We start from the raw sequence: 23,592 nt of genomic DNA, 5'->3' as shown, positions 1-23,592 counted from the left end.
GCTCCTGACCCTCGCTGCCGTGCTGGGCACAACGATAGTCGACTACCTGAACAGCGAGAGGAACTTCAGGAGCAATGCCGAACTCCTGAGAAACCAGACCGAACAGGACATCGTCAGAACGGTCGAGGTGATCGACGCAGGGCTCAAGGTCTTCGACGATACCCTGAACCAGCAGATGCGGGACGGTTTCGTGCTCTTCATGGCCGAGTACGAGCGCGCGGGACGGGACCCCGCCCGAATGGATCTGGAGAATGTCAAGCAGCAGCTGGGCGGGGCGATGGAGCTCTACGTCATCAACAGCGAGGGCGTGGTGGAGTATTCAACCTATGAGCCGGACCTCGGGCTCGACTTCAAGGAGAGCATCCCCTACTTCTACGATTACCTGAACCGGATCCGCACCACGGACGGATTCTACCCCGACCGGGTCGTCCAGGAGAAGACAACCGCCGATCTGAAGAAGTACGCCTACATGCCCACGCCGGACCACGAGTATGTCTTGGAACTCGGGCTGGTGGAGAATGCGTTCAACGACAGGCGCAACCAGCTCCGCTACTCGGAGACCATCACCGACATCGCATCCAGGAATCCGTTCATCGAGGATGTGCGCATCTACACCACCGCGAAGAGGCAGGTGGGAAACCGCACCTTCGTCCCCACGCCGGAGCTGGAGCGGGTGCTGGACACCATCCTTGAGAAGAGGGCAGGGATGGAGGTCGAGAACCCCGAATCCGGCAGGACGCTGCGGTACCTCTTCATCGACCTGCGGGACGAGGACTACAGCTCCGACATGAGCCTCATCGTCGAGCTCACCTACAACACCGCGCTGATCCAAGGGGCGCTGAACAGCCTGATCCTCTCCCACCTCCTGGTTGCCGTCGTCGTGCTGCTGGCAAGTCTCGGGGTTGCCGTATTCGTCTCCCGCTTCCTGACCCGTCCCGTGCAGACGATCGTGGAGGACGTGGACCGGATCGCCCGCGGGGATCTGGACCGCAGGATCGCGCCGGGGCTGGGAGAGGAGTTCTCCATCCTGGGCCAGAGCATCAACGCGATGGTGGGGACGCTGAAAGGCACGATCCAGGAGCTGCGGAACAGCCAGAAGAGCCTCCGCGAGAGCGAGGAGCGCTACCGCGCCGTGGTGGAGGGGCAGACGGAGTTCATCACGAGGTTTGCACCCGACGGGACGCACCTCTTCGTGAACGAAGCCTACTGCCGCTACTTCGGAAAGCCCTGCACCGAGATCGTCGGCACCCGCTTCCGGCCCGGGATGCCTCCGCCCGATCGGGAACGGGTAGCGCGCCATCTCGCCGCCCTCACTCCAGAGCGGCCCGTCGGCAGCATCGAGCACCCGATCGTCCTGGCGGACGGGAGCATCCGCTGGCAGCAGTGGAACGACCGCGCGTTCTTCGACGACAAGGGAAAGGTGGTCGAGTACCTCTCCGTGGGGAGGGATATCACACACCGCAGAATGGCGGAGGAAGCGCTGCGGAGGAGCGAGGAGAAGTACAGGGAACTCGTGGAGAGCGCCAACAGCATCATCCTGCGGCTGGATCCCCGGGGCCACATCACGTTCTTCAACGAGTACGCCCAGAAGTTCTTCGGGTATACCGAGGCGGAGATCCTCGGCAGGAACGCCGTGGGGACGATCATACCGGAGTTCGACAGCGCGGGAAGAGATCTGCGCGGCACGATCCTGGACATCGCCCGCAATCCCGAGAAGTATGCAACGAGCCAGAACGAAAACATCCGCCGCAACGGCGAGCGGGCCTGGATCTCATGGACGAACAGGCCGATATACGGTCCTGAGGGGGAGATCGCGGAGATCCTCTGTATCGGCAACGATATCACCGCGATGCGCCAGGCCGAAGAGGAGATCCGCCAGCTGAACGAGGAGCTGGAGCGGCGCGTGATCGAACGCACGCGGGACCTCGAGTATGCCAACCGGGAGCTGGAGTCCTTCACCTACTCCGTCTCCCACGACCTGCGTGCACCCCTGCGCGCGATGGACGGCTTCTCCCGCATCCTGCTGGACGCGTACGGGGAGGGGCTACCGCCCGAGGCGCGCGAGTACCTCGGAAAGGTGCGCCAGAATGCGCAGAAGATGGCCCGTCTGATCGACGATCTCCTGAACTTCTCCCGGATGGGGCGCCAGGCCCTTCACAGGGAGCCGATCCTCCCGGCGGATCTGGCGCGGGAGGCGTACGAGAGCCTGGAGAGCGAGCGGGAAGGGCGGGCGGTGGAGATCGCCATCGAGGATCTCCCGACGGTCTCCGCCGACCGTTCCATGCTGCGGCAGGTGTTCCAGAACCTGCTCAGCAACGCCCTGAAGTTCACCCGGATACGTCCCGTTGCCCGGATCCGCATCGGGTCCTGCAACAGGGGCGGCAGGGCGATCTACTTCGTGCAGGACAACGGCGTCGGATTCGACATGCAGTATGCCGGCCAGCTCTTCGGGGTGTTCCACCGTCTGCACCCCCACGAGTACGAGGGTTCGGGCGTCGGACTTGCCATCGTGAAACGGATCGTGGAGCGGCACGGCGGCCGCGTCTGGGTGGAGTCCGAGCCGGACAGGGGCACAACATTTTTCTTCACACTGGATGGAGGTAATGCTGATGAGTGAGAAGGGAAATTCCACGGATATTCTCCTGGTCGAGGACAACCCTCACGACGTGGAGCTGATCCTCCACGTCTTCTCCTGGTGCAACCTGAGCGACCGTGTTCACGTGGCATGGGACGGCAAAGAAGCGCTGGACTTCATCTTCGGCACGGGGGCATACGGGGGGCGGGACGTGCGGGACAAACCCAAGGTCATCTTCCTTGACCTCAAGCTCCCGAAAGTGGACGGCATCGAGGTTCTCCGCCGCCTGAAGATGAGCGACGAGACGCGGACCATTCCGGTGGTGGTGCTCACCTCCTCGAGCGAGGACCGGGACATCCTCGAGAGTTACAGCCTGGGGGCGAACAGCTACGTGGTCAAACCGGTGAACTTCGACCAGTTCGCAGCAGCGATACGGGAACTGGGGCTGTACTGGCGCTCGCTCAACCTCCCGCCCCGGAAAGAGGGGATCCAGGAGCGATCCGGCAGGGAGAATCTCTGACAATCCGGGGATCGGCAGGCGCGTGCATCGGCGATGGAAAGACCTGGATACGCCGGGTTGATGCGGACAACCTTTCCGCACCGCATGCTCGAGCCGGATCCAAGACGCAGATACATCGGGCCCGCAGACGACGGAGAAGGAGCGCATTCCCCCGATCCTGCTGTGCGACGCCCCTTCCCCATCCCGCGATGCGGCGGGAAGACGATTCTCCGGCGCCCATCGGAGAGTTGATCGGGATTCCATTCCCGAAAAGTCCAAAGAATTTCCCTATCACGTCCACGATCGGTGTCCGAAATCGAGGAAGGCCGCTGCTGCGGGGATGCCCCGCCGTACGGTTCGCCCTCTCCCCGAATACCCGCGAGTCCTGCCCCGCTCTCTCCCGCGATACGGGCCATCGCGCTGACGGGCTCCATGAAAGCGCGTCCTCCGTGCTTCCCCGACCCGGCAGTGCGACACCCGAACGGTGCGTATCCGTGCGCCGCCTGCCGCCGGATCCACACTCGACACTGCACGGCGCAGGTCCCGGCGGGCGACCTGCGCCCGCACCCGTCCACCGTCTCCGCGGTCAGGGCTCGAGGACGGGGCGGAAACCCGTCCAATCCCCGTCCTTCGATCCCTCTCCCGCCGCGCACCTCCAGTACTCCGCGCCCGAGCGCACCGAGGCGAAGGGTCGTTCAGCAGCGGGCAGCATGCCCATCCCTGCGGTCCTGGAGGCAGGGAATCCCGCCGCAACGGCATGAATCCTGTTTCCGCATCCGACCCGGCCGCATCCCCGATGCGCGGCCCCGCAATCGAATTGCACGCGCGATCGCGCGGGGATGCCGTCACGGGCGGGCACTGTTCTGCATCGGATCGAGGAGCGCGGCGGTATCGAGATCCCGAAGCGCCACCGCTGCCAGGGCCCCGATCACCCCTCTGCCGCCGCACAGCTGGATGCCGTGATCGCGGGCAACCCTCTCGGCATCCGCCCTCTCCACCCGCCCCCGTCTCACCTGCATGCCAAAGTCGCGGAGAGGCGGGGAGACGATGAAGCCGCATTTTACGGCAATCCCCCATTCCGCAGAGATTACCTCGTCCTCGACGAACCGCTGCGCCCTGTCCAGTATCCGATCCTGGCGGGCCGGCTCCACTGCCAGGTCGATGCAGCTGCAGGAGTTGCCGGCCGTCTTCTCCGGGAGATACGGGTAGAGCATGACGACGCGGTGCCCGATCGGGATGATCCCCTCCATCCCTCCCAGGTGCTGGAGGAGCGCCAGAGCAAGCGCAAAGGTCGCACCCTCCTCCGCACTGTCCGTATCGTCGATCCCGATGGCCACATGGACCAGGGCGCGGGTGTAGATCTCCCCCTCAACGATATTCCCGATCCGCCGGATCCGCACGTCGCATACACCGCGGGCGCGGGACATCATCTCCGTCAGGGAATAGGCAGGTCCGCCGAAGCAGCGGATATGCTGGACGATCCAGTCGCCCCTCCTCTCCACACCCCGCACGCCTACGGCCGGGGAGGGATAGGGCCCGATCTCGACCTCTTCCATGCCGAGCCGGGCGGATTCCCGCAGGAGCGCCCCGTCCCTCTTCACCCCGACAAGCACGCCCTCCGCCTGGCGGTGGTGGAACTCGCAGAACGCGGCGCAGCCCCCGCTCATGCACTCGTGGTAGATCTCCACCCGATCGCCGTCCAGGGTGGTGAAGATCCGCCGGCAGGTGCTGGAGGGGATCACGCTCGTGGCGGCGTACCTCGCCGCCTGCCTCCCGCGCTTCTCCTCCAGCAAGAGGATGCACCGCTCCTCGATGAGGCGGTTGATCCAGTCCTGCGCCGTGCTCCGCGGGACCGCCGCCGCGTCGGCCAGATCGTGCACGGTGAACGAGCCGGCGTCCAGGGTGAACTGCCGTATCAGCCGAAGGAACGTTCGTCTCCTCTCAAGCACCCTTGACATAGCAGTCCCGGATAAAGAGCAGATCCCCGATCACGGCGCTGGCGGTCTCGATCGAGCCGGCACCCTTGCCCACGATGGTGAGCGGACCGGCCAGATCGGTCTCGATGGTGACAGCGTTCAGGGTCCCGTGGACGACGAGCGGATGGTCCCACTCGATGATGCGCGGCGACACCCGCAGCAGCCCTTTCTCCGGGATCGCCTCGCCGATCAGGCGGATCGTCATTCCCTGCTCGTCGGCCAGCCGCAGCGCCTCCGGGGTGAGGTTGTCGATGCCGGTCACCTCCACGTCGCTCAGATGCGCATTCAGCCTCCAGATCGCGTTCGCCAGGATGACCAGCTTGATGGCCGTATCGATGCCGCGGACATCGTAGGTCGGATCCGCTTCCGCGTACCCGAGTTCACGGGCCTCGACGAGCGCCTGATCGTAGGTCAGCCCCTCGGCATCCATGCGGGAGAGGATGTAGTTGCAGGTACCGTTCAGGACGCCGTGGATGGCGATGATACGGTTCCCGGAGAGGCCGTGCTCGAGCAGGTGGAAGATGGGGACTGCGCCGCAGACGGTTGCCTCGTAGCGGAGCTGCACCCCCTTCCGTGCGGCGCGGGACTGCAGATCCTGGAAAGCCAGCGCGATGGGGCCCTTGTTGGACGTGACGACGTGCCGCCCGCACTCCAGCGCTGCACGGATGTGCGAGAGCGCCGGTTCCCCGGTCTGGGCGTTGGTCGGCGTCACCTCCACGAGCGCATCGTAGTCCGCCATCCGGATCACGTCCATCGCGCTGATCCCGGGGCTCCCGCAGCGGCCCGTGGTGCGCTTCCGCTCGAGCGCCTCCGCGAGGGAGATCCCTGCGTTGTCGATGACCCCGCTCTTCGAGTCCGCTATCCCCGTCACCGTCAGCCCGAGGGACTTCTGGGCGATGACGGAAGCCACGCCCTGTCCGACGGATCCGAAACCGAGAATGGCGATCTTCATCGCATCTCCTCCAGGGGTTCGACGATCAGGAGATCCTTCCTCTTCGCCACCCGCCGCAGGATATCCAGCGCGCTGGCCATGTCGGACTCGCTGCGCGATTTTATGGTGATCCGGGCCGTCGACGGCTCCTGTATCTCCGGCATGACCATGGAGAGTTCGGAGACCTCGGCAAAACCGGTACGGTCGATCTGATCCACCGTATCCGAGAGATCGGTATGCATGATATGCCCGATCATGATCAGCGAGCGTCGATGGACCAGACGCTCCTTCCCGATGCGCTGGACATGGATCCCGTGCCTCTTGAAGAGCTCCAGCAGGTCGGGAAGCCGTTTCTCGGCCAGCTCGACCACTACCTGGACGTCGATGGTTTCCTTTGACGTCTGGGGCTCCCGCTGATGCACGATGGCGATGATGTTGCCCCCCGCATCCGAGATCGGTTTCAGCGCATTGACCAGCTGCCCCGGCGTATCCTTCATCTCCAGCTTCATCGATATCTGCACGAGAGCCACCTGTAGAAAGAGTGGGGCCTGCAGGAAGATAAGGCTTATAGAATAGGGCAGAGACCGGGTGGACGGCCGCCGCTGACCGGTACCGGACACCTGCATCCGGGCGGTCCCGCCGATTCGTGCACTCCCCGGGCGATCGGAGGGGAGGTCCCGGAGGGCTGCAGTCGGGAAGAGGGGCGATCCGGGCGCATATGAAAAGGCTTATCAGAACCCGAAAAGAAAAGACATTCGAGAGAATTGAACACGCTGTCCAGATTCGAACGAATTGACGCGTTTTTAACGCCCCTGATGCTGAGCGCCATCATCCTCGGGGGCGTGAAGCTGCTGTACACCCTTCTCATTGACCTGGTTCTCAGCGGGGGCGGTTCCGATCTCACCGGGTACCTCGTGCAGTACGAGGTCGCCGCCACGGCGGGCGGGTTCTTTCTCCTCTATGCCATCATCCTCCTGTTCTTCCTGCGACAGCAGAAGGGGGTCCGGAACGGGGCAGACGATCTCCTGGAGCGGATCTGCGATGCGCTCGAAGAGTTCACGCCCTCTCAGATGCACGACGGCGAAGAGGACTACAGGGGGGAACTGTACCAGTACCTGACGGCGAATTTTCCCGACGTCGAGATGACGGTCCAGAACGAACGGGGAAAACCTTCGTTCATCCTCCGGGATGTGGGCATCGAGATCCGGGGCCCCGCCGACAACGGAACGCTCGACAGCATCGCAACACTCTGCATGCAGTCCTCGGCAGGACTCCGGTGCCTGATCGTGGTCCTCTGCGAGCCGCACTACGCGCCGGATCATTTCCACGACGTCGAGAGAGGGATGAAGCAGTATTTCCGCAATGTCAGGATCCTCCAGAAGTAGGGTCCGATGCTTCGCCTTCCGATGGCGGATCCCGCACCATTCCCCGCCGGCCATCCTCCCCGATGCGTGCACGCATCGAAGGATGCCCGTTGGATCGGCATACATATATAGGAGGGGGATCTCACCGGCACCGATTCCTATGGCACAGGCACAGAAAGGCGATACAGTCCGGGTGGAGTATACCGGCAGGCTTCCCGACGGATCCGTGTTCGACTCCTCGGGCGAGGGTGAGCCCATCCAGTTCAGGATCGGAGAAGGTGAGGTGATCCCGGGATTCGAGGAGGCGGTCAGGGGCATGGTGCCCGGCGAGACCAAGACCACCACGCTCTCGGCCGACGAAGCCTACGGCCCCCGTCGGGATGAGCTGGTCATCGAGGTGGACCGCGACCACCTGCCGCAGGACATGCACTTCGAGACCGGGCAGAGGCTGCAGGTGGTGCAGCCGGACGGCACCGCGTTCATGGTGACGGTGAAGAGCGTCTCCGAATCCGCGATCGTCCTGGACGCCAACCACCCGCTGGCCGGTACGGACCTGACGTTCGAGATCAGGCTCGTGAACATCGTATAGCGGATCGGGATCCCCCTCTCGTTTCGGCTCCGAAGATGCGGCATGGGCTCCGTTTCCGTGCCGCGGCCGACAGTCGATCGCTGCCGCGTTTGCTGGATTTGGTGTTCCTGAAGCCCCGTCACTGGACTGCCTCTCTTCCCGCGGGCTTCCCCACCCAGGCGGGATCTCCGCCCCCGGGGTGTTCCGGGTGGGGCGGCCCCATCCCGCCGGTCCACGGAGGGGATGGCATCCCCTGCATCCCCCGCCGGTACGTCGGAGCGGGTCGTTTGAGAGCGTGCCGCACCGGGGAAAAAGACAGACCCCTCCGCTCCGTTCCTGGCGATCTCGTCCTTCGCTGCCGATCAGAAAACCGGAACCGGAGGGAGGATGACAACATCCCGTGAGGCTGCGCCCGACCGCATGCACGAGCGGGCCATCAGGTATATATTCTCCTTCTCCCAAATGACGAAGCAGAAAAGCGATAAGCCAGGGCTCCCGATCATCATGCAGGATGCAGGATGATGCGGATCACCACCTCCCTTGATCGGGAGACCCTGGAGAGAATCGACCGTGAAGCGGAGTCGAAAGGGATTTCCAGGTCCCAGATGGTCGCGGCGGCGATAGAGCAGTACCTTGCGTCGGCAGGCTCCGCGACGAAGCATCGATCGGCGACGATCGAGCACATGGAGATGCACATACGCATACTGCAGGATCAGATCGCGTGGCTCGAGGGTGAGATCCGGGAAGCCCATCGCGAGAAGGAGCTCATCCTCCAGAAGATACCGCCCTACACCCCCGGTACCTGGTGACGGGGGCCATCTGCAGAGGCATCAGGGAATGGATGCGAGAGGATGAAGGTTCGCGTGATCGCCTGCGGCAACCCCTTCATGGGCAACGACGCCGCCGGTCTGCGGGTGATGGAGCTCCTGCAGCGGGAGCATCCCGGCGTGGACGTGGTGGAGGGGGGCATGGGCGGGCTCGGGCTGATCCCCCTGATGGAAGGCTACGATCGGATCGTGATCGTGGACGCCACCCAGGGGATGGGCCCGATCGGATCGGTGCGGGTATTTCGGGAGCTCCCCCCGTCCGACCTCTTTCCCCTCTCCCTCCACGATCTCGGGATTGCCGAGGCCGTCCTGCTGGCGCGCACGCTGGGCATCTCTCCCGACGTTACCGTTGTCGGGATTGAGGGGGGCGCTGTCACCGGGTTCCGGGACGGGATGGACCCTGCCGTGGAGGAGGCAGCGGCAGTCGCCTGCCGCCAGGTGCTCGACTGCGTCGGCGGGACGTTCAGGTCGAGCCCGGAGCTCCCGTGACGATCTTCAGCGCCTCCCACACCTCGGTCAGCATCTCGCCCGGAAAGCCCATCACCATCTCATCGGGCTCGATGCCGGAGAACTTCCGGGAGCCGTCGCACCCGAGGGAGAAGTTCGCCTGCCCGCTCAGGAAAGGATACGCGGTCGCATCCGAACAGACGGACTGAATGCCCGCCATCGATGAGTGGATCCTCCCGCCGAGGGGGTAGAGGAGCGCCTGGGCGATCTTGAGCATGGCCCGCGGTTCGGCGATGATCAGCACCACGTCCGGCGGGAAGGGCGTCTTCTCGAGGGGGGCATACACGAGCGCGTAGGTGGCCTGCTCGCCCAGGTGGGGGATGTTCTCGATCGTCCTCCTGCATGCCGCCTTGCTCTTGAACTTGCCCAGTTTGTAGTAGAACTCCCCGCTCTTGAGGCTCGGAGTCAGCTTCTTGAGCCCCAGCGCCCAGCCGCCGCCCATGCACTGGTGCTTCCCCTCCGTGGCGTAGAAGACAGCCCCCTCTCTGCGGGCTTTCGAGACCATCTGGCAGTGCCGCACCGTCTCGGGGTACTCGGGGATCCCTTCCGGGATGTCCTCTTTGCTCGCGGCGAACTTGATCGCCACCGGAGATCCCTTCAGCCCCAGCGTTGCCTTCAGGGCGTCCGAGATCTCTGCATAATCCGGTTCGGTCCGCATTCTCATACACTCCGCATTTGTCTATGGAAATCCCATCGCCGTTCCGGTCGATAGCATTTGCGATCCCTGAACGGGCATTTCAGAGGTGGCGGAGCTTGTTGTCCACCTTCTCGAAGAAGTTCTTGCCCACGTCCACGAAGAGTGCAGGCTCCGGCGACCGCCGAATCCGGATCACCGTACCGCTCTTTACATCCCAGGTCCGCTGCCCGTCGATGACCAGGTGTGCGGGCTTCGCACTCTCCAGCCGTATTCCCACCGATCGGTCGCAGCTGATGAGGTGGGGGCGGGAGGAGAGCATGTAGGGGGCGAGAGGGACCAGCAGAAATCCCTCGATCCGCGGGTCCACGATGGGCCCTCCGGCGCTCATGGCATAGGCGGTGGAGCCGGTGGGGGTGCTGACCAGCAGACCGTCCGCCCGGAAGGTCTCCGCCGTCGTCCCCTCCACGATCACCGAGAAGCGGAGCATCTTCGCCGGGCGGGCCGTGACGATCACCGCTTCGTTCAGGGCGTCGCCGAGAGGCTCGCCGTCTGCCGAGAGGGAGATCCGCATCCTCCTCTCCACGGAGAACCGATCGCCCAGGTGAGAGAAGAACCCGATCGCCTCCTTCGGCTCCAGATCGGCGAGAAACCCGACCTCCCCCCAGTTGATGCCGATGACGGGTATCTGGGTTTTCAACTGCTGTACGGCGAGCAGCACCGTGCCATCCCCTCCAACGATCACCAGCAGATCGGCCGAGACCTCCGGGAGCGGGACGCCCGTCCTGCCCAGGCAAGACGCGGTGTTCGACTCGTACTCCACCCGATGCCCGCCGGCGGTCAGCAGCTCTCCAAGGGATGCTGCAAATGCCAGCGCATCTTCGGCATCGATCCGGGACATCAGCACTATCTGCATCGTCACCTCAGATACTCGATCACCTTGCGGTGCAGCACGCCGTTCGTGGCGATCATGCACCGCCCCACCGTCACTTCGTCCGGAAACCGAATATCCCGCCCGTCGAGATCGCTCACCTCGCCGCCCGCCTCCTCGCAGACGAGCATGCCGGCTGCTGCGTCGGTCACCCGCAATGTGCCGCGCAGATCGATAAAGCCGTCGATTCTCCCGCACCCCACGTAGCAGAGCTCCAGCGCCGAGGCTCCAAAGAGGCGCCAGCGGCGGACCTTTCTCCCGAGCTGCATCACGCGCGTGGGGTTGAACTTGCGCCCGTAAATGCTCATGGCACTCGTCTCCAGGTAGGCGGTGCTGGAGACACGGATCGGTCTCCCGTCATGGAACGCACCCCCTCCCCGGCGTGCGTAGAACGTCTCGCCGTGCGCGAGATCCCGCACGAACCCCTCCTGCACGACTCCGCCCTCTGCGTACGCCATCGAGAGTGCGTAGAACGGGATCCCCGTGACGGCATTGTAGGTGCCATCGATAGGATCCAGGAATAGCGTCCCCTTCTCGCCCGCGAGGTCGCGCCGTCCGGCCTCTTCGCTGATCAGGGTTTTGCAGAATGGATTGGCATCCAGATAGGTGAGTATGCTGTCCTCGACGATCCGGTCGATCTTCTGCGTAGGCGTCCCGTCCGCACCCATGCCCATGTACTCTCCGGCCTCGCGGGTCCCTGTCAGATCCCGGATGAGATCCTCCACCGTCTCTGAGATCTCTTCGAAGTGCTTGAGAAGATCCATGCTGGATAACCTGCTCCGCTCGGACTCAAACCTCCTTTCTCGCTGGATCGGTTTAAATCCGTCGATTAATTTATGTAATGCAATCAAGATAAATTACTAGCGCAAGAGATGTGAATCGCAATGAAGGAACAGACTGAGGTTGGAAAGCTGAAAGAGGGGCGCTATGTCGTGATCGACGACGAGCCGAGCAAGATCCTGGGGATCGCGACGTCGAAGCCCGGAAAGCACGGAGCAGCCAAGTCGAGGATCGATGCGGTGGGCATCTTCGACGGCGTGAAGCGATCCATCGTACAGCCGGTCTCGGCGAAGATCTACGTGCCGATCGTCGAGCGCAAGAGCGGCCAGGTGATCTCGATCGCCGGGAACACGGTCCAGCTGATGGATACGAAAGACTATACCATGTTCGAGCTGCAGGTCACCGACGAATCCCTCCGCGAGTTAGAGCCCGGCAAAGAGGTCACGTATATCGAGGCCATGGGAAAGCGGAAGCTGGACTGACCTCAATCTTCCATTGCACGGGCTCGTCGAGGATCTGCCAATTTCCCGCCCCCCGATATCTCTTTTCCTTGCATCCAGCAGCAGTAACGAAAGCCGGGTATCCCCCTGATCCTCGGGGGATGCGCCTCCCAGAATCGTTCGACCGGGGCGCTCCCGCGCGACAGGCATGGGCCCTTGGATCCATCTCCGAATTGCAGCTGATTTCGCGCACAACTCCGTGAATCGGGCACTGGTGGTCCAGCCTCGCCGATGCGCACGATCCCACACCCCCCCTGCACCGGAAAATCGCGCTCGGCGAGGCTCCGATGGAGAGATGCCCTGCCTCCATGCCCCCCGCTCTTCAACGCGATACGCGGAGGCAGGGCATCCCCGCTCGCGCGGCTCCCCGGGTGCCGGACGCGTGGCATGCCATTGGGATGGGGAGAGTACGGGAGAGGGAAGTAGGTCAGATGCATGACCGGGCAGAATGCCGTATCCGCATCCGGGATCGGACACGGTCGCACGCACGAGTATGCAGCCGGAGGGCGATATCCCCTGCGGGAGCGGTGCGGCATCGGCGAGGCGATCACGCGACGTACCGCTTCGGAACCTTGATCTCGATCGTGTAGGAGGACACGAACCGCGCGTTGATGACGAAGTAGTAATTGCGGTTGCCCTCATAGAACTTCTCGATCCAGGGGCGGGGATCGTTCTCGGCGAAGAGGCGGGAATCCAGGATATCCGGATTCGCCACCCGCACGAACCGGTTCGGGTCGTCCGCGTCCATCACCTGGATATTGATGCGGGGGAAGACGGTGACGTGATCCTCCGAGACGTCGACGAGAGGCTCCGCCGTGTAGTGCATCTCCCAGTAGGGGAAGGGGATGCGCAGGATCTCGGTCGTGCCGCTCCAGCGCCCCTGGATGACGGCGTAGGTGACCAGGCTGTGGTCCTGCGGCTGGGCGGGGGGCGTGCTGAGCCGGGGCCCGGAGTCTCCGCTCTGGATCTGGTAGACTGCCGGGTCGACAAAACCGATGGACTTCGGCGCCCCGTTCCATGCTGCGGTTGGGGACGGCGCCGGAGCAGGGGTTGTGGGACGGGGCGTCGGGAGCGGTGCCGACCGTGCCGGCACCGGAGTGGCCTCCGCCTCCCTGCCGCTCGGAAGCGAGACCCCGAGGATGTCCTCGCCGGAGAGGGCGGGCTTCACCACCAGGGCAAGGATCGCAACGATCGCCATCGCCGCCGCCAGGGAGAGGATGTCCTGCTTCTCCACGATATCACCTGCGCCCGCCCGCACTCTCGGGGCAGGCTATTCCCGAATCATTTCGACGTGTTTGATATATATAACGATGATTTACCTGTAGTTTTTAATTAATATTAAAATTTACTATTATTCAATTTTCGAATTCTATTTATAGTAAAAATTTCAACAAGGAGATTATCGCCATGGAGCAGACAAAGCACCTCGCGCGGGTCTCCGCCAGGGAGACCGATATCGTGCGGCTGTGGTTGATCGGGGCATTCGCCATCGTCTCCCTCCTGGTGACCGTCTACGCCGTGAGCGGGCAGCCGATCATCCCCCAGGTCTACTACCTCCTCCCCCACCTCTACATCATCCCGATCATTCTGGTCTCCCTCTGGTATCCCCACCGCGGGTTGCAGGTGACGATCCTCCTCGTGGCTGCAGTCGGGTTGCTGACGGGGTGGCTCTTCTTCAGCGGGCACACCCTCGACCCCGTTCTCGCCGTGCTCAACGCCGGTATCGATATATGGGTCGTCTCCGCCCTCGCCCTGCTCGCGCGATGCCGGCGGCAGGAGTCCGTGCCGCGATCCGGGGATGCCGCCGATCGCGGTCAGCCGCATCAGAAACCCCCTGTATCGGACGAGATCGGATGGTGCATCGAGGCGCTGCGCCTGAAGGATGCACGGATGCGGGAGGAGGCGGTCCGCACCCTGGGCGGGAAACGGGATCCCAGGGTCATCGATCCTCTCATCCGGGCCCTCCGCGACGAGGACCCCGCCGTGCGGGAGGAGGCGGCGCGATCCCTGGGGAAGGTCGGGGGAGAGCGGGCGATTCATGCGCTGATCGAGGCGATGAAAGACGAAAGGCGGTCCATGCGGGAGAGTGCGGTGCAGGCGCTCGCGGGCATGGGAGAGGCGGCGGTCGAACCGATGCTCCGCTCGCTGGGCGATGCCGACTGGCATGTCCGCATGGGAGCGGCGATCGCCCTGCGGATCATCGGCGAACCTGCCGCGATCGGCCCCCTCATACCCGCCCTTCGGGACGAGAACCGCTTCGTGCGGCGGGAGGCGGCGAAGTCCCTGGGCCGTTTCGGGGATGCCCGGGCCGTTCCGGCCCTGGAGCAGGCGCTCCATGACGCCGACGGCGGCGTCCGCGCGAAGGCCGAAGCCGCCCTGCGGCGGATCCGCGAGGGGAACGAGGGGCCGTGAGCTGACCTCAAAAACCATGTTATAAGAATATTTCCCCATTTTGAATTCATTCTAAAATTACTGGGTTGTTTCAATGACCTGTTATTTCCAATATAATTATTTCATAAGGATAGAAATTGGATATTGAAAAATAGAAAAATTTAAATAATAATAAATCATTTAACGTATTTTGTGGTATTGGAGGGATCCAATATACACTCACAAGGTGTAGAAGTATGAGAAGCATGAATCGTGAAGATGCATTCACCGGCCTCGAGGCGGCGATCGTGCTGATCGCATTCGTCGTCGTGGCGGCGGTGTTCTCGTATGTCGTCCTGGGAGCCGGGTTCTTTACCACCCAGGAGAGCCAGCGGGTCGTACATACCGGCGTGAGCCAGGCTACCTCGAACATGGAGATCCTCGGGGATGTCTATGGCCTGGATACCAACGGTAATGGCGAGATGGATACGGTCCGGTTCACTGTCGGTCTTGCTGCGGGCGGCGCTCCCATCGACATGACCAAGGTCCAGATGGTATGGTCCACAGCATCCACGGTGGAGACCATTGCAAACGTGACAAACCTTACCGGCGATCCAGCCGAGGGCGGAAAGTGGAACATCTCCGAGCAGAACTTCGGCGACACCGACCTCCTGCTGGAGTCCGGTGAGCAGTTCACGGTCTATGTCATGCCAACTGCCGAGCTTGGCACATCCACAAAGTTCAGTCTCGAAGTCCGCCCGTCCATTGGTGCGGCGCTGGGGCTCACGAGGACAACCCCTGCCCAGATCGATGCAGTGAACAAGCTCTACTGATACCCATCTTTTTTTCTATCTCTATCGGGCAATGCGCCAGCCCTTTCCCGGATTCACCCGGAATGAGAGGCGCCGCCCCGCAACCGCAAAGGGTGAAACTGCCTGAACCCGCCGGGAGCGGCAGGAAGGCTGCTTCCCCCGCGGAGAGGCGGGATCAGCGGCTTACTGCCGGAGCTGCCGTCCCTTTCGCTCCGGAGCGCCCGCATGACGGAACATTGCGACGGGAATGGAACGCTCGGCCCGCCGCGACCCGTCCCGATGCCCCGTGACCCTGGAATGCCGCACACTGCTGGGATACGCCTGGACCGGCAGGGAGGTTCGTTCGAAATGGCGATCCGTACACGGAACTCGATCCCGGTTGGAGCCTCCCCCTTCCGGTTCCGCCCGATCTTCCCTCTCACCGCCGGGAGGCAGGCGGAATCGCCGGGGAGGACCCATTCTCAATCGGGCAAGGGGACGGATAGGGGAGGGGGAAGCGTCTGCGGTTGTGGAAACGGATCCCTTCTCGCTCCTGCTCACGGGCGTCACGGCGGAGGCAGCGGTCAGGCCACGCCACGCCAATCCCGGCATCCGAAGAACGATCGCGGCAAACGGGCGGCGATCGCCCCCTGCCATCTCACCTCCTCGGGAGCACCGTCGTGCATCCCCCTCCCCTCGCCATCGCGCACCCCGAAGTCGCAGCACACTCCCGGATGCGGGCGACCGCGAGCCTCCCGAGCATCGGAGGAGGATGCGAGAGACGGCAGACGCCCCTCATCCTCTTCTTGTGAAAACCGCTACGAAGAAGAATGTCCGGCCAGGCGACGAAGAGGATATCCCGGCAGGGCGATCTTTTCTGTCAACCGTGTTCCGTGCACCGGGGCGATTGCGCCAGATCCGCCATCGGTGCCCGGTGAGAGGGTGGCGCGGACCTCCGCCGTAGCAGAAGGCAGGAAGGGGCGGCAACCCGATCGGGGCCCGCCTCCCGACCCCTCGCGGACAGACGAGAACAAGAGGGATGGGAGGGTGCTGAAGGCCGAGAGGCCCCGAGTCGGAGGGGGTGTCCGGGTTGGATAGGGGAGACGCTAACCGGTTGCCTGTATTCTTAAGGGTACATGCCTGTTTGTAAATAAAAGAGATAATAACTTATTAAAATAAAAAATATAATAATATAATAAGATTTAAAAAATAGATATATTGAAATATGATAAGTGATTACTATTACCTGATATGGCGGTGAATCAGGCGCAGGTCGACCACATCATCTCCAGCGCCTCGGCAGACGATCCCGAGGTGAAGCTGCTCAAGCTGCAGGAGGAGGTCGACCTCATCAAGACCTCCATAAAACGGCTCCTGATCGATATCCGCGAGCGAATGAACGAACTGGAGAATCCGTTCGTCGTCGTGCCGCAGGGTTCCCCCAGCGAAGCCCGTAACAGCGCTGCTTCCCGCGAAGAAGCGGCTGCAGCGCGGGAAGCGGCTGCAGCCGCCCGCGAGGCTGCGGCTGCCCTTCGGGAGTCGCAGGTCGAGGGTGCAGGGACGGATAAGGCGGGTCCTGCCGGGCACAGATGCGGTGCCGCATCAGCACCCGAGGATGCGGACTGCACGAGCGCGGGGGGGGAACCTCTTCGTGCAATCGATACGCAGCTGCTCGAAACCCTCCGTTCCCAGCTGTCCGCTCCGAAGGAGATCCGCGACGACCATCCGAAACGGGGACAGGAGAGGATTCGCCTTCAGAAAGTGCACCGGCTCTTCGAGTGGACGCGCAAGACAGTGACGAAGTACGGCCATGACCGGCTGGAGATGATGCTGGATTCGTACCGCGCCATGGGTTACATCACGAAAGAGGATCGGGAACAGGTGCGGGAGATCGCCCGTCTCATGCCGCCGTCTATCGGGGACCAGCATGAGATGGGATCTGACGAGTTCGTGCAGGAGCTCTATTCCCTCAACCGGATCCTGGATCCGAACGACAACTCACTGGACCGGGACATGATCGAGGTGCTGATGGAACAGAAACGGCGGACGGCTGTCTCAAAAACCAGGGATCCGGTGCAGGATAGTGAAGAGTCCTGGATTCCGACGAAGGACAGGGCATAATGGATGTCGAGCGATACCATCACCACCGCATTGTTCTTGATCACGGCCGTGGTTGCCGCGGCCGTCCTCATCAACGCGATATTTCCGGTCATCTACACGATGACCGGAACATTCAGCTCATCGTCCCACGCAGCCGATGAACGCCTGCGGACGGACCTGAAGATCATCAATGCGTATGCGCATGCAGGATCCGCCCAGATCTGGATAAAGAACGTTGGGACGAATCGCATCTCTGGAAACGAGATAAACCAGTCCGACATATTCATCGGCGCGCCGACAGACTTCGAGTCCGTACCCAAGAAGGCAGGAAGCCTCGGGGGATATGGCTGGGATTACATCATCCTCGGCGACACGAACCGATACTGGGATCCGGCAGAGACCGTCCACCTGACCATAGAGAGCTCCAAGATTCCCACGATCTCGGGAGACATCGTGTATTTCCAGTTCGTCTCCCAGAACGGTGTGGTACGATCGGCGGAATTCTCCGCCAGTGGTTGACATGGCAACGGCCTCGCTGATTGCATCGGCAATTGCAATCCTATTGCTCGTCGTGACCGCCTACGCTCTGATGGGAGGGACGCTCTCGACCGCCTCAATGATCGCGGGCGCCCAGAGCGACGCGGTGCACCACCAGGAGATCCGCCTGCGCACCTCCATCGCCATCCTCGATGCCAGGCTGAACGCCAGCACCGCCACGCTGTGGCTGGAGGTGGAGAACACCGGCAGCGAGACCGTCGGGGACTTCGATCACATGGACATATACCTCTCCAGCGGCGGAGATCCGATGTTCCACCCCCGCGGGAGCGGGCCGGGGACCTGGAGCATCGTCTCGATCTCGCCCGACAGCATCCATCCCGGCATGCTCGATCCGGGAGAGGTGGCGAACCTGTCCGTCGCATACGTCGGCGATCCCCCGCAGTGGGTGCAGGTCGTCACGGCGAGCGGCGTGTACGACTCGAGATACATCGTGTGAGGCGATCGCAGATGGACAGCGCGGGACTGGCAACCATACTCGGCGGGGAGGACAAGAACATCCTCTCCACGGGTAATTCGGAGATCGACAAGAAGATAGCCGACGGTCTACCACTGGGGTCGCTCACCCTGATCGAAGGCGAGAACGACACGGGAAAAAGCGTCCTCACGCAGCAGATCATCTGGGGGGCGATGAAGCAGGGGCTCAACGCCGATCTCTTCACGACGGAGAACACGACCAAGAGCTTCCTCACCCAGATGGAGTCCATGAGCCTGGACATATCGGACCACTTCGCCTGGGGATACCTCCGCGTCTTCCCCCTCCACATGAGCGGATTCCAGTGGAGCAAGGAGGAGATGGACGGCATCCTCCAGAGGGTGATCGACTCCATCCGCGAGAGCCCGTGCCAGGTTGTTGTTATCGACTCCCTGACCATGTTCACCGAGTACACCACCTCCGACGCCGTCCTGACCTTCTTCACCAACTGCAAGAACCTGGTCGACCACGGGAAGACCATCCTCATCACGCTCCACACCTACGCCTACGAAGAGGACACGCTCATCCGCATCCGCTCGATCTGCGATGCGCACCTGATCATGAAGAAGACGCAGCTCGGGAACAAGTACGTCATGCTGATGGAGGTGGTGAAGGTGCGGGGGGCCCGCAAGACCACGGGCAACATCGTCAGTTTCGAGGTGCATCCGGGCTACGGCATGAAGATCATCCCCGTATCGATGGCGAAGGTGTAGCATGACCCTGTCCGTATCCGTGAACCTCCCCTTCAAACCGGCGGAGAACGACGAGGGGAACGACTGCTACACCAACATCGAGGGATGCGCCCTCTACCGCATGCTCCCCGCCAACGCCAAGGAGTACGTCAAAGGGAGCCCCCACCTCCTGGAATACCTCCACATGTTCCCGGTGAACACCTACGGCATCCCCCTCTTCTTCTCCGAACTGAAGCGGGACCTGAAGTCCATGAAGGACCCGAACCTGATCTACCCGGCAAACGACGTCACCTTCATCCACATCTTCCCCGACCAGAACGACTCGCGGAATTACTACATCCCCATCGAGCCCTCCTTCCTCCACAACGTGACCGACTACGTCCCCGCCGTGGAGCGGAAGCTGATCGATCTGTTAGACGCCCTTGAGGAGGACCCGACGACCGAGGACGAGAGGAAGGCGGTCTTAATGAAGCTGATCGCCCAGGTCACATGCGTCGCCGAGCCCGGCCAGGAACGGGACGGCCATCTACTCGCCGACAGGAGCGGCGGAGGTCTGAAGAAGAAGATCCTGGACTTCCTCAACAAAGACCTCACGGCCCGGAAGTCCGTCAACCCCCTGGGCGAGGTCACCGTCGAAGTGCCGACACTTCCCGACGGCAGGATCCTCCTGAGCCCCCCCGAGTACAAGGCGCTCGAGTACCTGATGGTGCGGGACAAGATCGAGCTCGGCCCCCTCAAGCCGTTCATCTCCGATCCCTACATCGAGGACATCACCTGCGACGGGGTGGGCCCGATCTTCGTCGAGCACAAGATCTTCAAGGGCCTGAAGTCCGTCGTCGGCTTCCAGAAGACAGAGGAGCTCGACAACTTCGTGATCAAGCTCGCCGAACGGATCAAGCGCCCCCTGACATACCGCAACCCGATCGTGGACGCAACCCTGCCCGACGGCTCCCGCATCAACATCGTCTACGGGACCGAAATCAGCCGCCACGGCAGCAACTTCACCATACGGAAGGCGATGGACGAGCCGATCAGCATCCTCCAGCTGATCGAGTGGAAGACATGCGACTACATGGTGGCCGCCTATCTCTGGATCTGCATGGAGCACGGGATGTCCCTCTTCATGAGCGGGGAGACGGCGAGCGGGAAGACCACCAGTCTGAACGCCCTCACCGCCTTCCTCCCTCCGGAGAACAAGATCGTCACCATCGAGGACACCCCGGAGCTGAAGGTCCCGCACCGCAACTGGACACGCGAGGTCTCCAAGGGGAAGGGCAAAGGGGAGGGCGAGGGATCGGAGGTGACCATGTTCGACCTCCTGAAAGCCGCCCTCCGCCAGAGGCCCAACCAGATCCTTGTAGGCGAGATCCGCGGCGTCGAGGGCGCGGTCGCCTTCTCGGCGATGCAGACCGGCCACCCCGTGATGAGCACATTCCACGCGGCATCGGTGGAGAAGCTGATCCAGCGTCTCTGCGGGGATCCCATCAACATCCCGAAGACCTACGTGGACAACCTGAACATCGTCGTGATCCAGAGCGCGGTGAAGCGGCCCAGCGGGGAGACGGTGCGGAGGATGCTCTCCGTCAACGAGCTGATCGGTTACAATCCCGAGACGGAGGGCTTCTCGTTCGTCGAGATGTTCCACTGGGATCCTGTCACTGACACCCACGAGTTCACGGGAAAGGGGGCGAGCTACATCCTGGAGAACAAGATCGCCACCATGCTCGGGATCCCCGAGCACCGCAAGGGGGAGATGTACCTCGAGGTGGAGAAGCGTGCCCGCATTCTGGAGCGCCTCCACAAGGCCGGATATACGGGCTTCTGGGACCTCTTCGACATGCTGACCCGCATCCGGAAGCAGGGGCTCCTGCAGATAGGTGGCTGATATGTTCGAGAACGCCGCTTCGGTGGTGCGGAACGGCAGCGGGGGAAGCCTGCCGTTCGCCGACCTCGCAAAGAGGGTTTCCGCCCTGCTCCGGCGGGTGAAGGAGAACAAGAAGATGGGCGCCGATCTCCTCTTCATGAGCACCTACATGGCCGCCATCACCACCGCCGGTGTGACCCGCCCGGAGATCTTCGCATATACCTCAGAGCGGAGGGAGTACGTCCCGTCCCGCTATATCGAGAAGGCCGAGAAGTACGTGCGGAGGTGGAACTACAGCTACGTCGAGGGGCTGCTTCTGGTCGCCGACAAGGTGGAGAACGAGATGCTGCGGAGCCTGCTCAACCGCTACGCCAACTCCATCGAGTCCGGCGTCCCCGACGAGGATTTTCTAACAAGGGAGCTGGAGACCGTAAGATCGGTCTACAGAAACACCTTCGAGCAGGGCCTCGAGATGCTGAAGAAGTGGGGCGATGCCTACATCGCCATGCTCTTCTCGGCATCGCTCGTCGGCATCATCATCATGATATCGGTCGCCATCTACTCCCCCGAGGGGATCGAGTCCTCGCTGAACACCGCCTATCTCCTCATCATCGCCATCTCGGTGATGGGGCTCGCCATCATGTACCGGTCGGTGCCCGACGACGTCAGGACCCACCGCATGCCGCAGTGGTGCTCCCGGGAGCAGGCGATGATCCGCCGCATCGAGAGGCTCGTGCTGCCTGTCGCGGTCGTCGGGAGCCTGCTCCTCCTCCTGCTCGGGGGGGGCTTCGGCATGGTCTTCCTCCTCGCCGGCGTCCTCCTCGCCCCGCTCGGCTTCATCGGCTTCGTCGACGACACCAACATCGTGCAGCGGGATCGGGATTTCCCCACCTTCATCCGCAGCCTGGGTTCGGTGATGGGCGGAAAGGGGATCAACACCGTCTTCGCGCTGGCGGAGGTGGACCGCAAATCCCTGATCCACCTCGAACCTCTCATCGACTCCGTGTACTCCAAACTGAACCTTGGCCTGGATGAGAAGAGGAGCTGGGAGCGGTTCATCGGCGAGAGCGGCAGCAACCTGATCTACAAGTACATGAACATCTTCCGGGACGCCGTGGAGCTCGGCGGTTCACCGGACCGTATCGGCCAGATCATCGGCTCCTCGATGCTCGAGCAGGTGCTGCTGCGGGAGAAGCGCGACATGTTCTACAAGGGGTTCATCGTGCTGCTCATCCCGATGCACGCGGCCATGGTGGGGATCTTCCTCTTCCTCTTCCACATCCTGCTCCTGATGGCGAAGGGGATCGCGGCGGTCATGGAGCAGTTCGGCGGATCGGAGTCGGCGCTCTCGGGCCCATCCTCCGTCGGGGGGCAGGCCCTCGGCGGCATGGGCCTCTTCGTGAACTTCCCCGAGGGGCAGATGACCGTCTTTGTCGTGATTATCATCTCCCTGCTGACCCTCTTCAACGTCATCGCCGGCAAGATCGTCGCCGGAGGGGACCGGTACATGTTCTACTTCTTTGCCAGCCTTCTCTGCATCATCACGGGCGCCCTCTACATCGCCGCCCCGATCGCCGTTCACATGTTCTTCGACATCCCCGGTCTCGGAGGTGCGTGAGATGCAGCAGCGATCGCGGAGGTGCATCCTCCTCGTCACCGTCGTCGCGGCCGGATCCGTCCTGGTCTTCCTGGACGCGCCGCTCCCCATCCTCATCAGCGCCGCCTTCCTGACCGGCTTCATGGTGATGATCCTGACCGGATCCCTCCGGCCGGGGGGCAGAACGGAGAAAAAAGGGCAGGAATCTCCCAGAATGACCCCCCCGCCCCCGAAGGGCGAGGCGGTGCCGGGGAAGAAGCGGACCGCGCTTCGGTTGCCGTTCTCGGGTTTCATCGCCGCCCTGCGGGCGGGAGTCGCACGGTTCCAGACCCGCGGGAACGATCCGGAGGTGCGCATGCGGAAGATCGACGAGCTGCTGGACGAAGCACTCGCCGACAGCCCGGCGAGCCCGCGGGCGCCGCCGGCGCTCCAGAAACCAGCCGCTCCGGGCGGGGGCTCCGCCGCCGATCCCGCCGATCCCTTTCTGGCTCTCTCCTCTGCGCAGCTGGAGGACGGGCTGCTGATGGATTCCGCGGAGGAGTCCGGATACGAGATGGACGACCTCCAGGGACTGGACGCATCTCTGCTGGGCGAGGAGACGCCCGTCCGGGTCGATCAGGAGACTGACGATGTCGACGAGATCCTGATGGCGCACGAGAACGGGCTGGCCGGTCTCGACGATTTGGACGGCATGGATGCGATCGCCAGTCAGTTCGAGGACCTCGCGGACGCGGATCTCGATGCCGTCGACCCCGGTCTGCCGGACGGCACTGCCCCCGTAAGGACCCCGCCCCCCCCGCAGCCCCCCGCTCCGCCGAAGGTGGATGCGAACCCGACGGGGGAGGCGCCGGGGGAGGATATGCTGGCGTTTGCATCGGGAAGCACCGGGGATGAACTCCTCTCCGCCCTTCGGGCAGACATCGCCCCGATGCGAAGGGGCCTCGATTTGAGCCTCGTTCGGGATCTGAAGGATACGAAGGTGGATGCACGGGACCTGGAGAGAGAGCTGGAGGAGACGCTCGGGAAGCTCAGGAGCTTACGAACGTGAGGGGGCTC

The 23,592-nt window shown here is 62.9% G+C and carries 23 protein-coding genes; 16 read left to right on the top strand and 7 right to left on the bottom strand.

Translation table 11 applies throughout. The features are described from left to right. Both QMC96_11340 and QMC96_11335 read left to right on the top strand, forming a co-directional pair. Positions 1-2,617: PAS domain S-box protein (locus QMC96_11340; GenBank protein ID MDI6877351.1), on the top strand; the 2,617-nt coding region annotated here is incomplete at its 5' end. After that, on the top strand, positions 2,610-3,095 hold the full coding sequence (locus QMC96_11335) for a response regulator (GenBank protein ID MDI6877350.1): 486 nt from the start codon (positions 2,610-2,612) through the stop codon (positions 3,093-3,095). The genes QMC96_11340 and QMC96_11335, both read left to right, overlap by 8 nt. An 824-nt stretch (positions 3,096-3,919) precedes the next feature. Here the strand turns inward: QMC96_11335 and QMC96_11330 are convergent. From QMC96_11330 to QMC96_11320, 3 genes are read right to left on the bottom strand one after another with little or no spacing between them, the layout of a single operon-like run. Beyond that, positions 3,920-5,032, bottom strand: coding sequence for a sugar-specific transcriptional regulator TrmB (locus tag QMC96_11330; GenBank protein ID MDI6877349.1), 1,113 nt, complete (start codon positions 5,030-5,032; stop codon positions 3,920-3,922). Next, positions 5,016-6,002 (bottom strand): homoserine dehydrogenase, encoded by a 987-nt coding sequence (locus tag QMC96_11325; protein MDI6877348.1) that lies wholly within the window; start codon positions 6,000-6,002, stop codon positions 5,016-5,018. Before QMC96_11325 ends, QMC96_11330 begins: the two co-directional genes overlap by 17 nt. Next, positions 5,999-6,490 carry an amino acid-binding protein gene (locus QMC96_11320; GenBank protein MDI6877347.1) on the bottom strand — a complete coding sequence of 164 codons (492 nt, stop codon included), beginning with the start codon at positions 6,488-6,490 and terminating at the stop codon, positions 5,999-6,001. The genes QMC96_11325 and QMC96_11320 overlap by 4 nt, the downstream gene beginning before the upstream one ends. A 306-nt stretch (positions 6,491-6,796) precedes the next feature. Between QMC96_11320 and QMC96_11315 the strand changes: the two genes are divergently transcribed. The 4 genes from QMC96_11315 to QMC96_11300 all read left to right on the top strand — a co-directional run bounded on the left by QMC96_11315 (position 6,797) and on the right by QMC96_11300 (position 9,229). Then, entirely contained in the window at positions 6,797-7,366 is a 570-nt protein-coding gene (locus QMC96_11315; protein MDI6877346.1) for a hypothetical protein, read from the top strand. A 139-nt stretch (positions 7,367-7,505) separates the two neighbouring features. Next, a complete protein-coding gene (locus QMC96_11310; GenBank protein MDI6877345.1) occupies positions 7,506-7,934 on the top strand; it encodes a peptidylprolyl isomerase in 429 nt (142 codons plus the stop codon). A gap of 497 nt (positions 7,935-8,431) precedes the next feature. After that, positions 8,432-8,722 (top strand): CopG family transcriptional regulator, encoded by a 291-nt coding sequence (locus tag QMC96_11305; GenBank protein ID MDI6877344.1) that lies wholly within the window; start codon positions 8,432-8,434, stop codon positions 8,720-8,722. 42 nt (positions 8,723-8,764) lie between these two features. Next, positions 8,765-9,229, top strand: coding sequence for a hydrogenase maturation protease (locus tag QMC96_11300; GenBank protein ID MDI6877343.1), 465 nt, complete (start codon positions 8,765-8,767; stop codon positions 9,227-9,229). Here QMC96_11300 and QMC96_11295 read toward each other — a convergent pair. The 3 genes from QMC96_11295 to QMC96_11285 all read right to left on the bottom strand — a co-directional run bounded on the left by QMC96_11295 (position 9,204) and on the right by QMC96_11285 (position 11,576). Then, positions 9,204-9,911: a DUF169 domain-containing protein gene (locus QMC96_11295; protein ID MDI6877342.1), complete on the bottom strand. Its 708-nt coding sequence runs from the start codon at positions 9,909-9,911 to the stop codon at positions 9,204-9,206. The genes QMC96_11300 and QMC96_11295 overlap by 26 nt on opposite strands. Before the next feature lie 73 nt (positions 9,912-9,984). Beyond that, positions 9,985-10,797: an NAD(+)/NADH kinase gene (locus QMC96_11290; GenBank protein ID MDI6877341.1), complete on the bottom strand. Its 813-nt coding sequence runs from the start codon at positions 10,795-10,797 to the stop codon at positions 9,985-9,987. A 2-nt stretch (positions 10,798-10,799) separates the two neighbouring features. After that, positions 10,800-11,576 carry a bifunctional fructose-bisphosphatase/inositol-phosphate phosphatase gene (locus QMC96_11285; protein MDI6877340.1) on the bottom strand — a complete coding sequence of 259 codons (777 nt, stop codon included), beginning with the start codon at positions 11,574-11,576 and terminating at the stop codon, positions 10,800-10,802. Positions 11,577-11,696: 120 nt separating this feature from the next. Between QMC96_11285 and QMC96_11280 the strand changes: the two genes are divergently transcribed. Beyond that, on the top strand, positions 11,697-12,074 hold the full coding sequence (locus QMC96_11280; GenBank protein MDI6877339.1) for a translation initiation factor IF-5A: 378 nt from the start codon (positions 11,697-11,699) through the stop codon (positions 12,072-12,074). A gap of 565 nt (positions 12,075-12,639) precedes the next feature. Here the strand turns inward: QMC96_11280 and QMC96_11275 are convergent. Continuing rightward, the gene (locus QMC96_11275) at positions 12,640-13,326 is read right to left on the bottom strand and encodes a hypothetical protein (protein MDI6877338.1); all 687 of its coding nucleotides are present in this window, start codon (positions 13,324-13,326) and stop codon (positions 12,640-12,642) included. 173 nt (positions 13,327-13,499) lie between these two features. On the opposite strand from QMC96_11275, the gene QMC96_11270 reads away from it, so the two are divergent. The 9 genes from QMC96_11270 (at position 13,500) to QMC96_11230 (ending at position 23,584) form a co-directional block, all read left to right on the top strand. After that, on the top strand, positions 13,500-14,504 hold the full coding sequence (locus tag QMC96_11270; protein MDI6877337.1) for a HEAT repeat domain-containing protein: 1,005 nt from the start codon (positions 13,500-13,502) through the stop codon (positions 14,502-14,504). A gap of 215 nt (positions 14,505-14,719) precedes the next feature. After that, on the top strand, positions 14,720-15,295 hold the full coding sequence (locus QMC96_11265; protein ID MDI6877336.1) for a flagellin: 576 nt from the start codon (positions 14,720-14,722) through the stop codon (positions 15,293-15,295). Positions 15,296-16,504: 1,209 nt separating this feature from the next. Next, positions 16,505-17,374 carry a hypothetical protein gene (locus QMC96_11260; protein MDI6877335.1) on the top strand — a complete coding sequence of 290 codons (870 nt, stop codon included), beginning with the start codon at positions 16,505-16,507 and terminating at the stop codon, positions 17,372-17,374. A 3-nt stretch (positions 17,375-17,377) separates the two neighbouring features. Next, complete coding sequence (locus QMC96_11255; protein ID MDI6877334.1) at positions 17,378-17,872, top strand: flagellin; 495 nt, start codon at positions 17,378-17,380, stop codon at positions 17,870-17,872. A gap of 1 nt (position 17,873) precedes the next feature. Continuing rightward, the gene (locus tag QMC96_11250; protein ID MDI6877333.1) at positions 17,874-18,347 is read left to right on the top strand and encodes a hypothetical protein; all 474 of its coding nucleotides are present in this window, start codon (positions 17,874-17,876) and stop codon (positions 18,345-18,347) included. Positions 18,348-18,358: 11 nt separating this feature from the next. Beyond that, positions 18,359-19,096, top strand: coding sequence for an ATPase domain-containing protein (locus QMC96_11245; protein MDI6877332.1), 738 nt, complete (start codon positions 18,359-18,361; stop codon positions 19,094-19,096). A 1-nt stretch (position 19,097) separates the two neighbouring features. Beyond that, positions 19,098-20,960, top strand: a complete 1,863-nt coding sequence (locus tag QMC96_11240; protein ID MDI6877331.1) for a type II/IV secretion system ATPase subunit — start codon at positions 19,098-19,100, stop codon at positions 20,958-20,960. A gap of 1 nt (position 20,961) precedes the next feature. After that, complete coding sequence (flaJ, locus tag QMC96_11235; protein ID MDI6877330.1) at positions 20,962-22,557, top strand: archaellar assembly protein FlaJ; 1,596 nt, start codon at positions 20,962-20,964, stop codon at positions 22,555-22,557. 1 nt (position 22,558) lies between these two features. Next, positions 22,559-23,584 carry a hypothetical protein gene (locus QMC96_11230; GenBank protein ID MDI6877329.1) on the top strand — a complete coding sequence of 342 codons (1,026 nt, stop codon included), beginning with the start codon at positions 22,559-22,561 and terminating at the stop codon, positions 23,582-23,584. The last annotated feature ends 8 nt before the right edge of the window (positions 23,585-23,592 follow it).

The sequence above is a fragment of the Methanomicrobiales archaeon genome (genome assembly GCA_030019205.1).
In the GTDB taxonomy this organism is placed as follows: Archaea; Halobacteriota; Methanomicrobia; order Methanomicrobiales; family JACTUA01; genus JASEFH01.
This window is presented reverse-complemented; position numbering and strand designations above follow the sequence as displayed.

What these genes read in the sequence shown, in the direction of transcription:
- QMC96_11335 (MDI6877350.1), top strand. Translation starts at nt 2,610, where the DNA reads ATGAGTGAGAAGGGAAATTCCACGGATATTCTCCTGGTCGAGGACAAC.
- QMC96_11330 (MDI6877349.1), bottom strand. Translation starts at nt 5,032, where the DNA reads ATGTCAAGGGTGCTTGAGAGGAGACGAACGTTCCTTCGGCTGATACGG.
- QMC96_11325 (MDI6877348.1), bottom strand. Translation starts at nt 6,002, where the DNA reads ATGAAGATCGCCATTCTCGGTTTCGGATCCGTCGGACAGGGCGTGGCT.
- QMC96_11320 (MDI6877347.1), bottom strand. Translation starts at nt 6,490, where the DNA reads ATGAAGCTGGAGATGAAGGATACGCCGGGGCAGCTGGTCAATGCGCTG.
- QMC96_11315 (MDI6877346.1), top strand. Translation starts at nt 6,797, where the DNA reads ATGCTGAGCGCCATCATCCTCGGGGGCGTGAAGCTGCTGTACACCCTT.
- QMC96_11310 (MDI6877345.1), top strand. Translation starts at nt 7,506, where the DNA reads ATGGCACAGGCACAGAAAGGCGATACAGTCCGGGTGGAGTATACCGGC.
- QMC96_11305 (MDI6877344.1), top strand. Translation starts at nt 8,432, where the DNA reads ATGATGCGGATCACCACCTCCCTTGATCGGGAGACCCTGGAGAGAATC.
- QMC96_11300 (MDI6877343.1), top strand. Translation starts at nt 8,765, where the DNA reads ATGAAGGTTCGCGTGATCGCCTGCGGCAACCCCTTCATGGGCAACGAC.
- QMC96_11295 (MDI6877342.1), bottom strand. Translation starts at nt 9,911, where the DNA reads ATGAGAATGCGGACCGAACCGGATTATGCAGAGATCTCGGACGCCCTG.
- QMC96_11290 (MDI6877341.1), bottom strand. Translation starts at nt 10,797, where the DNA reads ATGCAGATAGTGCTGATGTCCCGGATCGATGCCGAAGATGCGCTGGCA.
- QMC96_11285 (MDI6877340.1), bottom strand. Translation starts at nt 11,576, where the DNA reads ATGGATCTTCTCAAGCACTTCGAAGAGATCTCAGAGACGGTGGAGGAT.
- QMC96_11280 (MDI6877339.1), top strand. Translation starts at nt 11,697, where the DNA reads ATGAAGGAACAGACTGAGGTTGGAAAGCTGAAAGAGGGGCGCTATGTC.
- QMC96_11270 (MDI6877337.1), top strand. Translation starts at nt 13,500, where the DNA reads ATGGAGCAGACAAAGCACCTCGCGCGGGTCTCCGCCAGGGAGACCGAT.
- QMC96_11265 (MDI6877336.1), top strand. Translation starts at nt 14,720, where the DNA reads ATGAGAAGCATGAATCGTGAAGATGCATTCACCGGCCTCGAGGCGGCG.
- QMC96_11260 (MDI6877335.1), top strand. Translation starts at nt 16,505, where the DNA reads ATGGCGGTGAATCAGGCGCAGGTCGACCACATCATCTCCAGCGCCTCG.
- QMC96_11255 (MDI6877334.1), top strand. Translation starts at nt 17,378, where the DNA reads ATGTCGAGCGATACCATCACCACCGCATTGTTCTTGATCACGGCCGTG.
- QMC96_11250 (MDI6877333.1), top strand. Translation starts at nt 17,874, where the DNA reads ATGGCAACGGCCTCGCTGATTGCATCGGCAATTGCAATCCTATTGCTC.
- QMC96_11245 (MDI6877332.1), top strand. Translation starts at nt 18,359, where the DNA reads ATGGACAGCGCGGGACTGGCAACCATACTCGGCGGGGAGGACAAGAAC.
- QMC96_11240 (MDI6877331.1), top strand. Translation starts at nt 19,098, where the DNA reads ATGACCCTGTCCGTATCCGTGAACCTCCCCTTCAAACCGGCGGAGAAC.
- flaJ (MDI6877330.1), top strand. Translation starts at nt 20,962, where the DNA reads ATGTTCGAGAACGCCGCTTCGGTGGTGCGGAACGGCAGCGGGGGAAGC.
- QMC96_11230 (MDI6877329.1), top strand. Translation starts at nt 22,559, where the DNA reads ATGCAGCAGCGATCGCGGAGGTGCATCCTCCTCGTCACCGTCGTCGCG.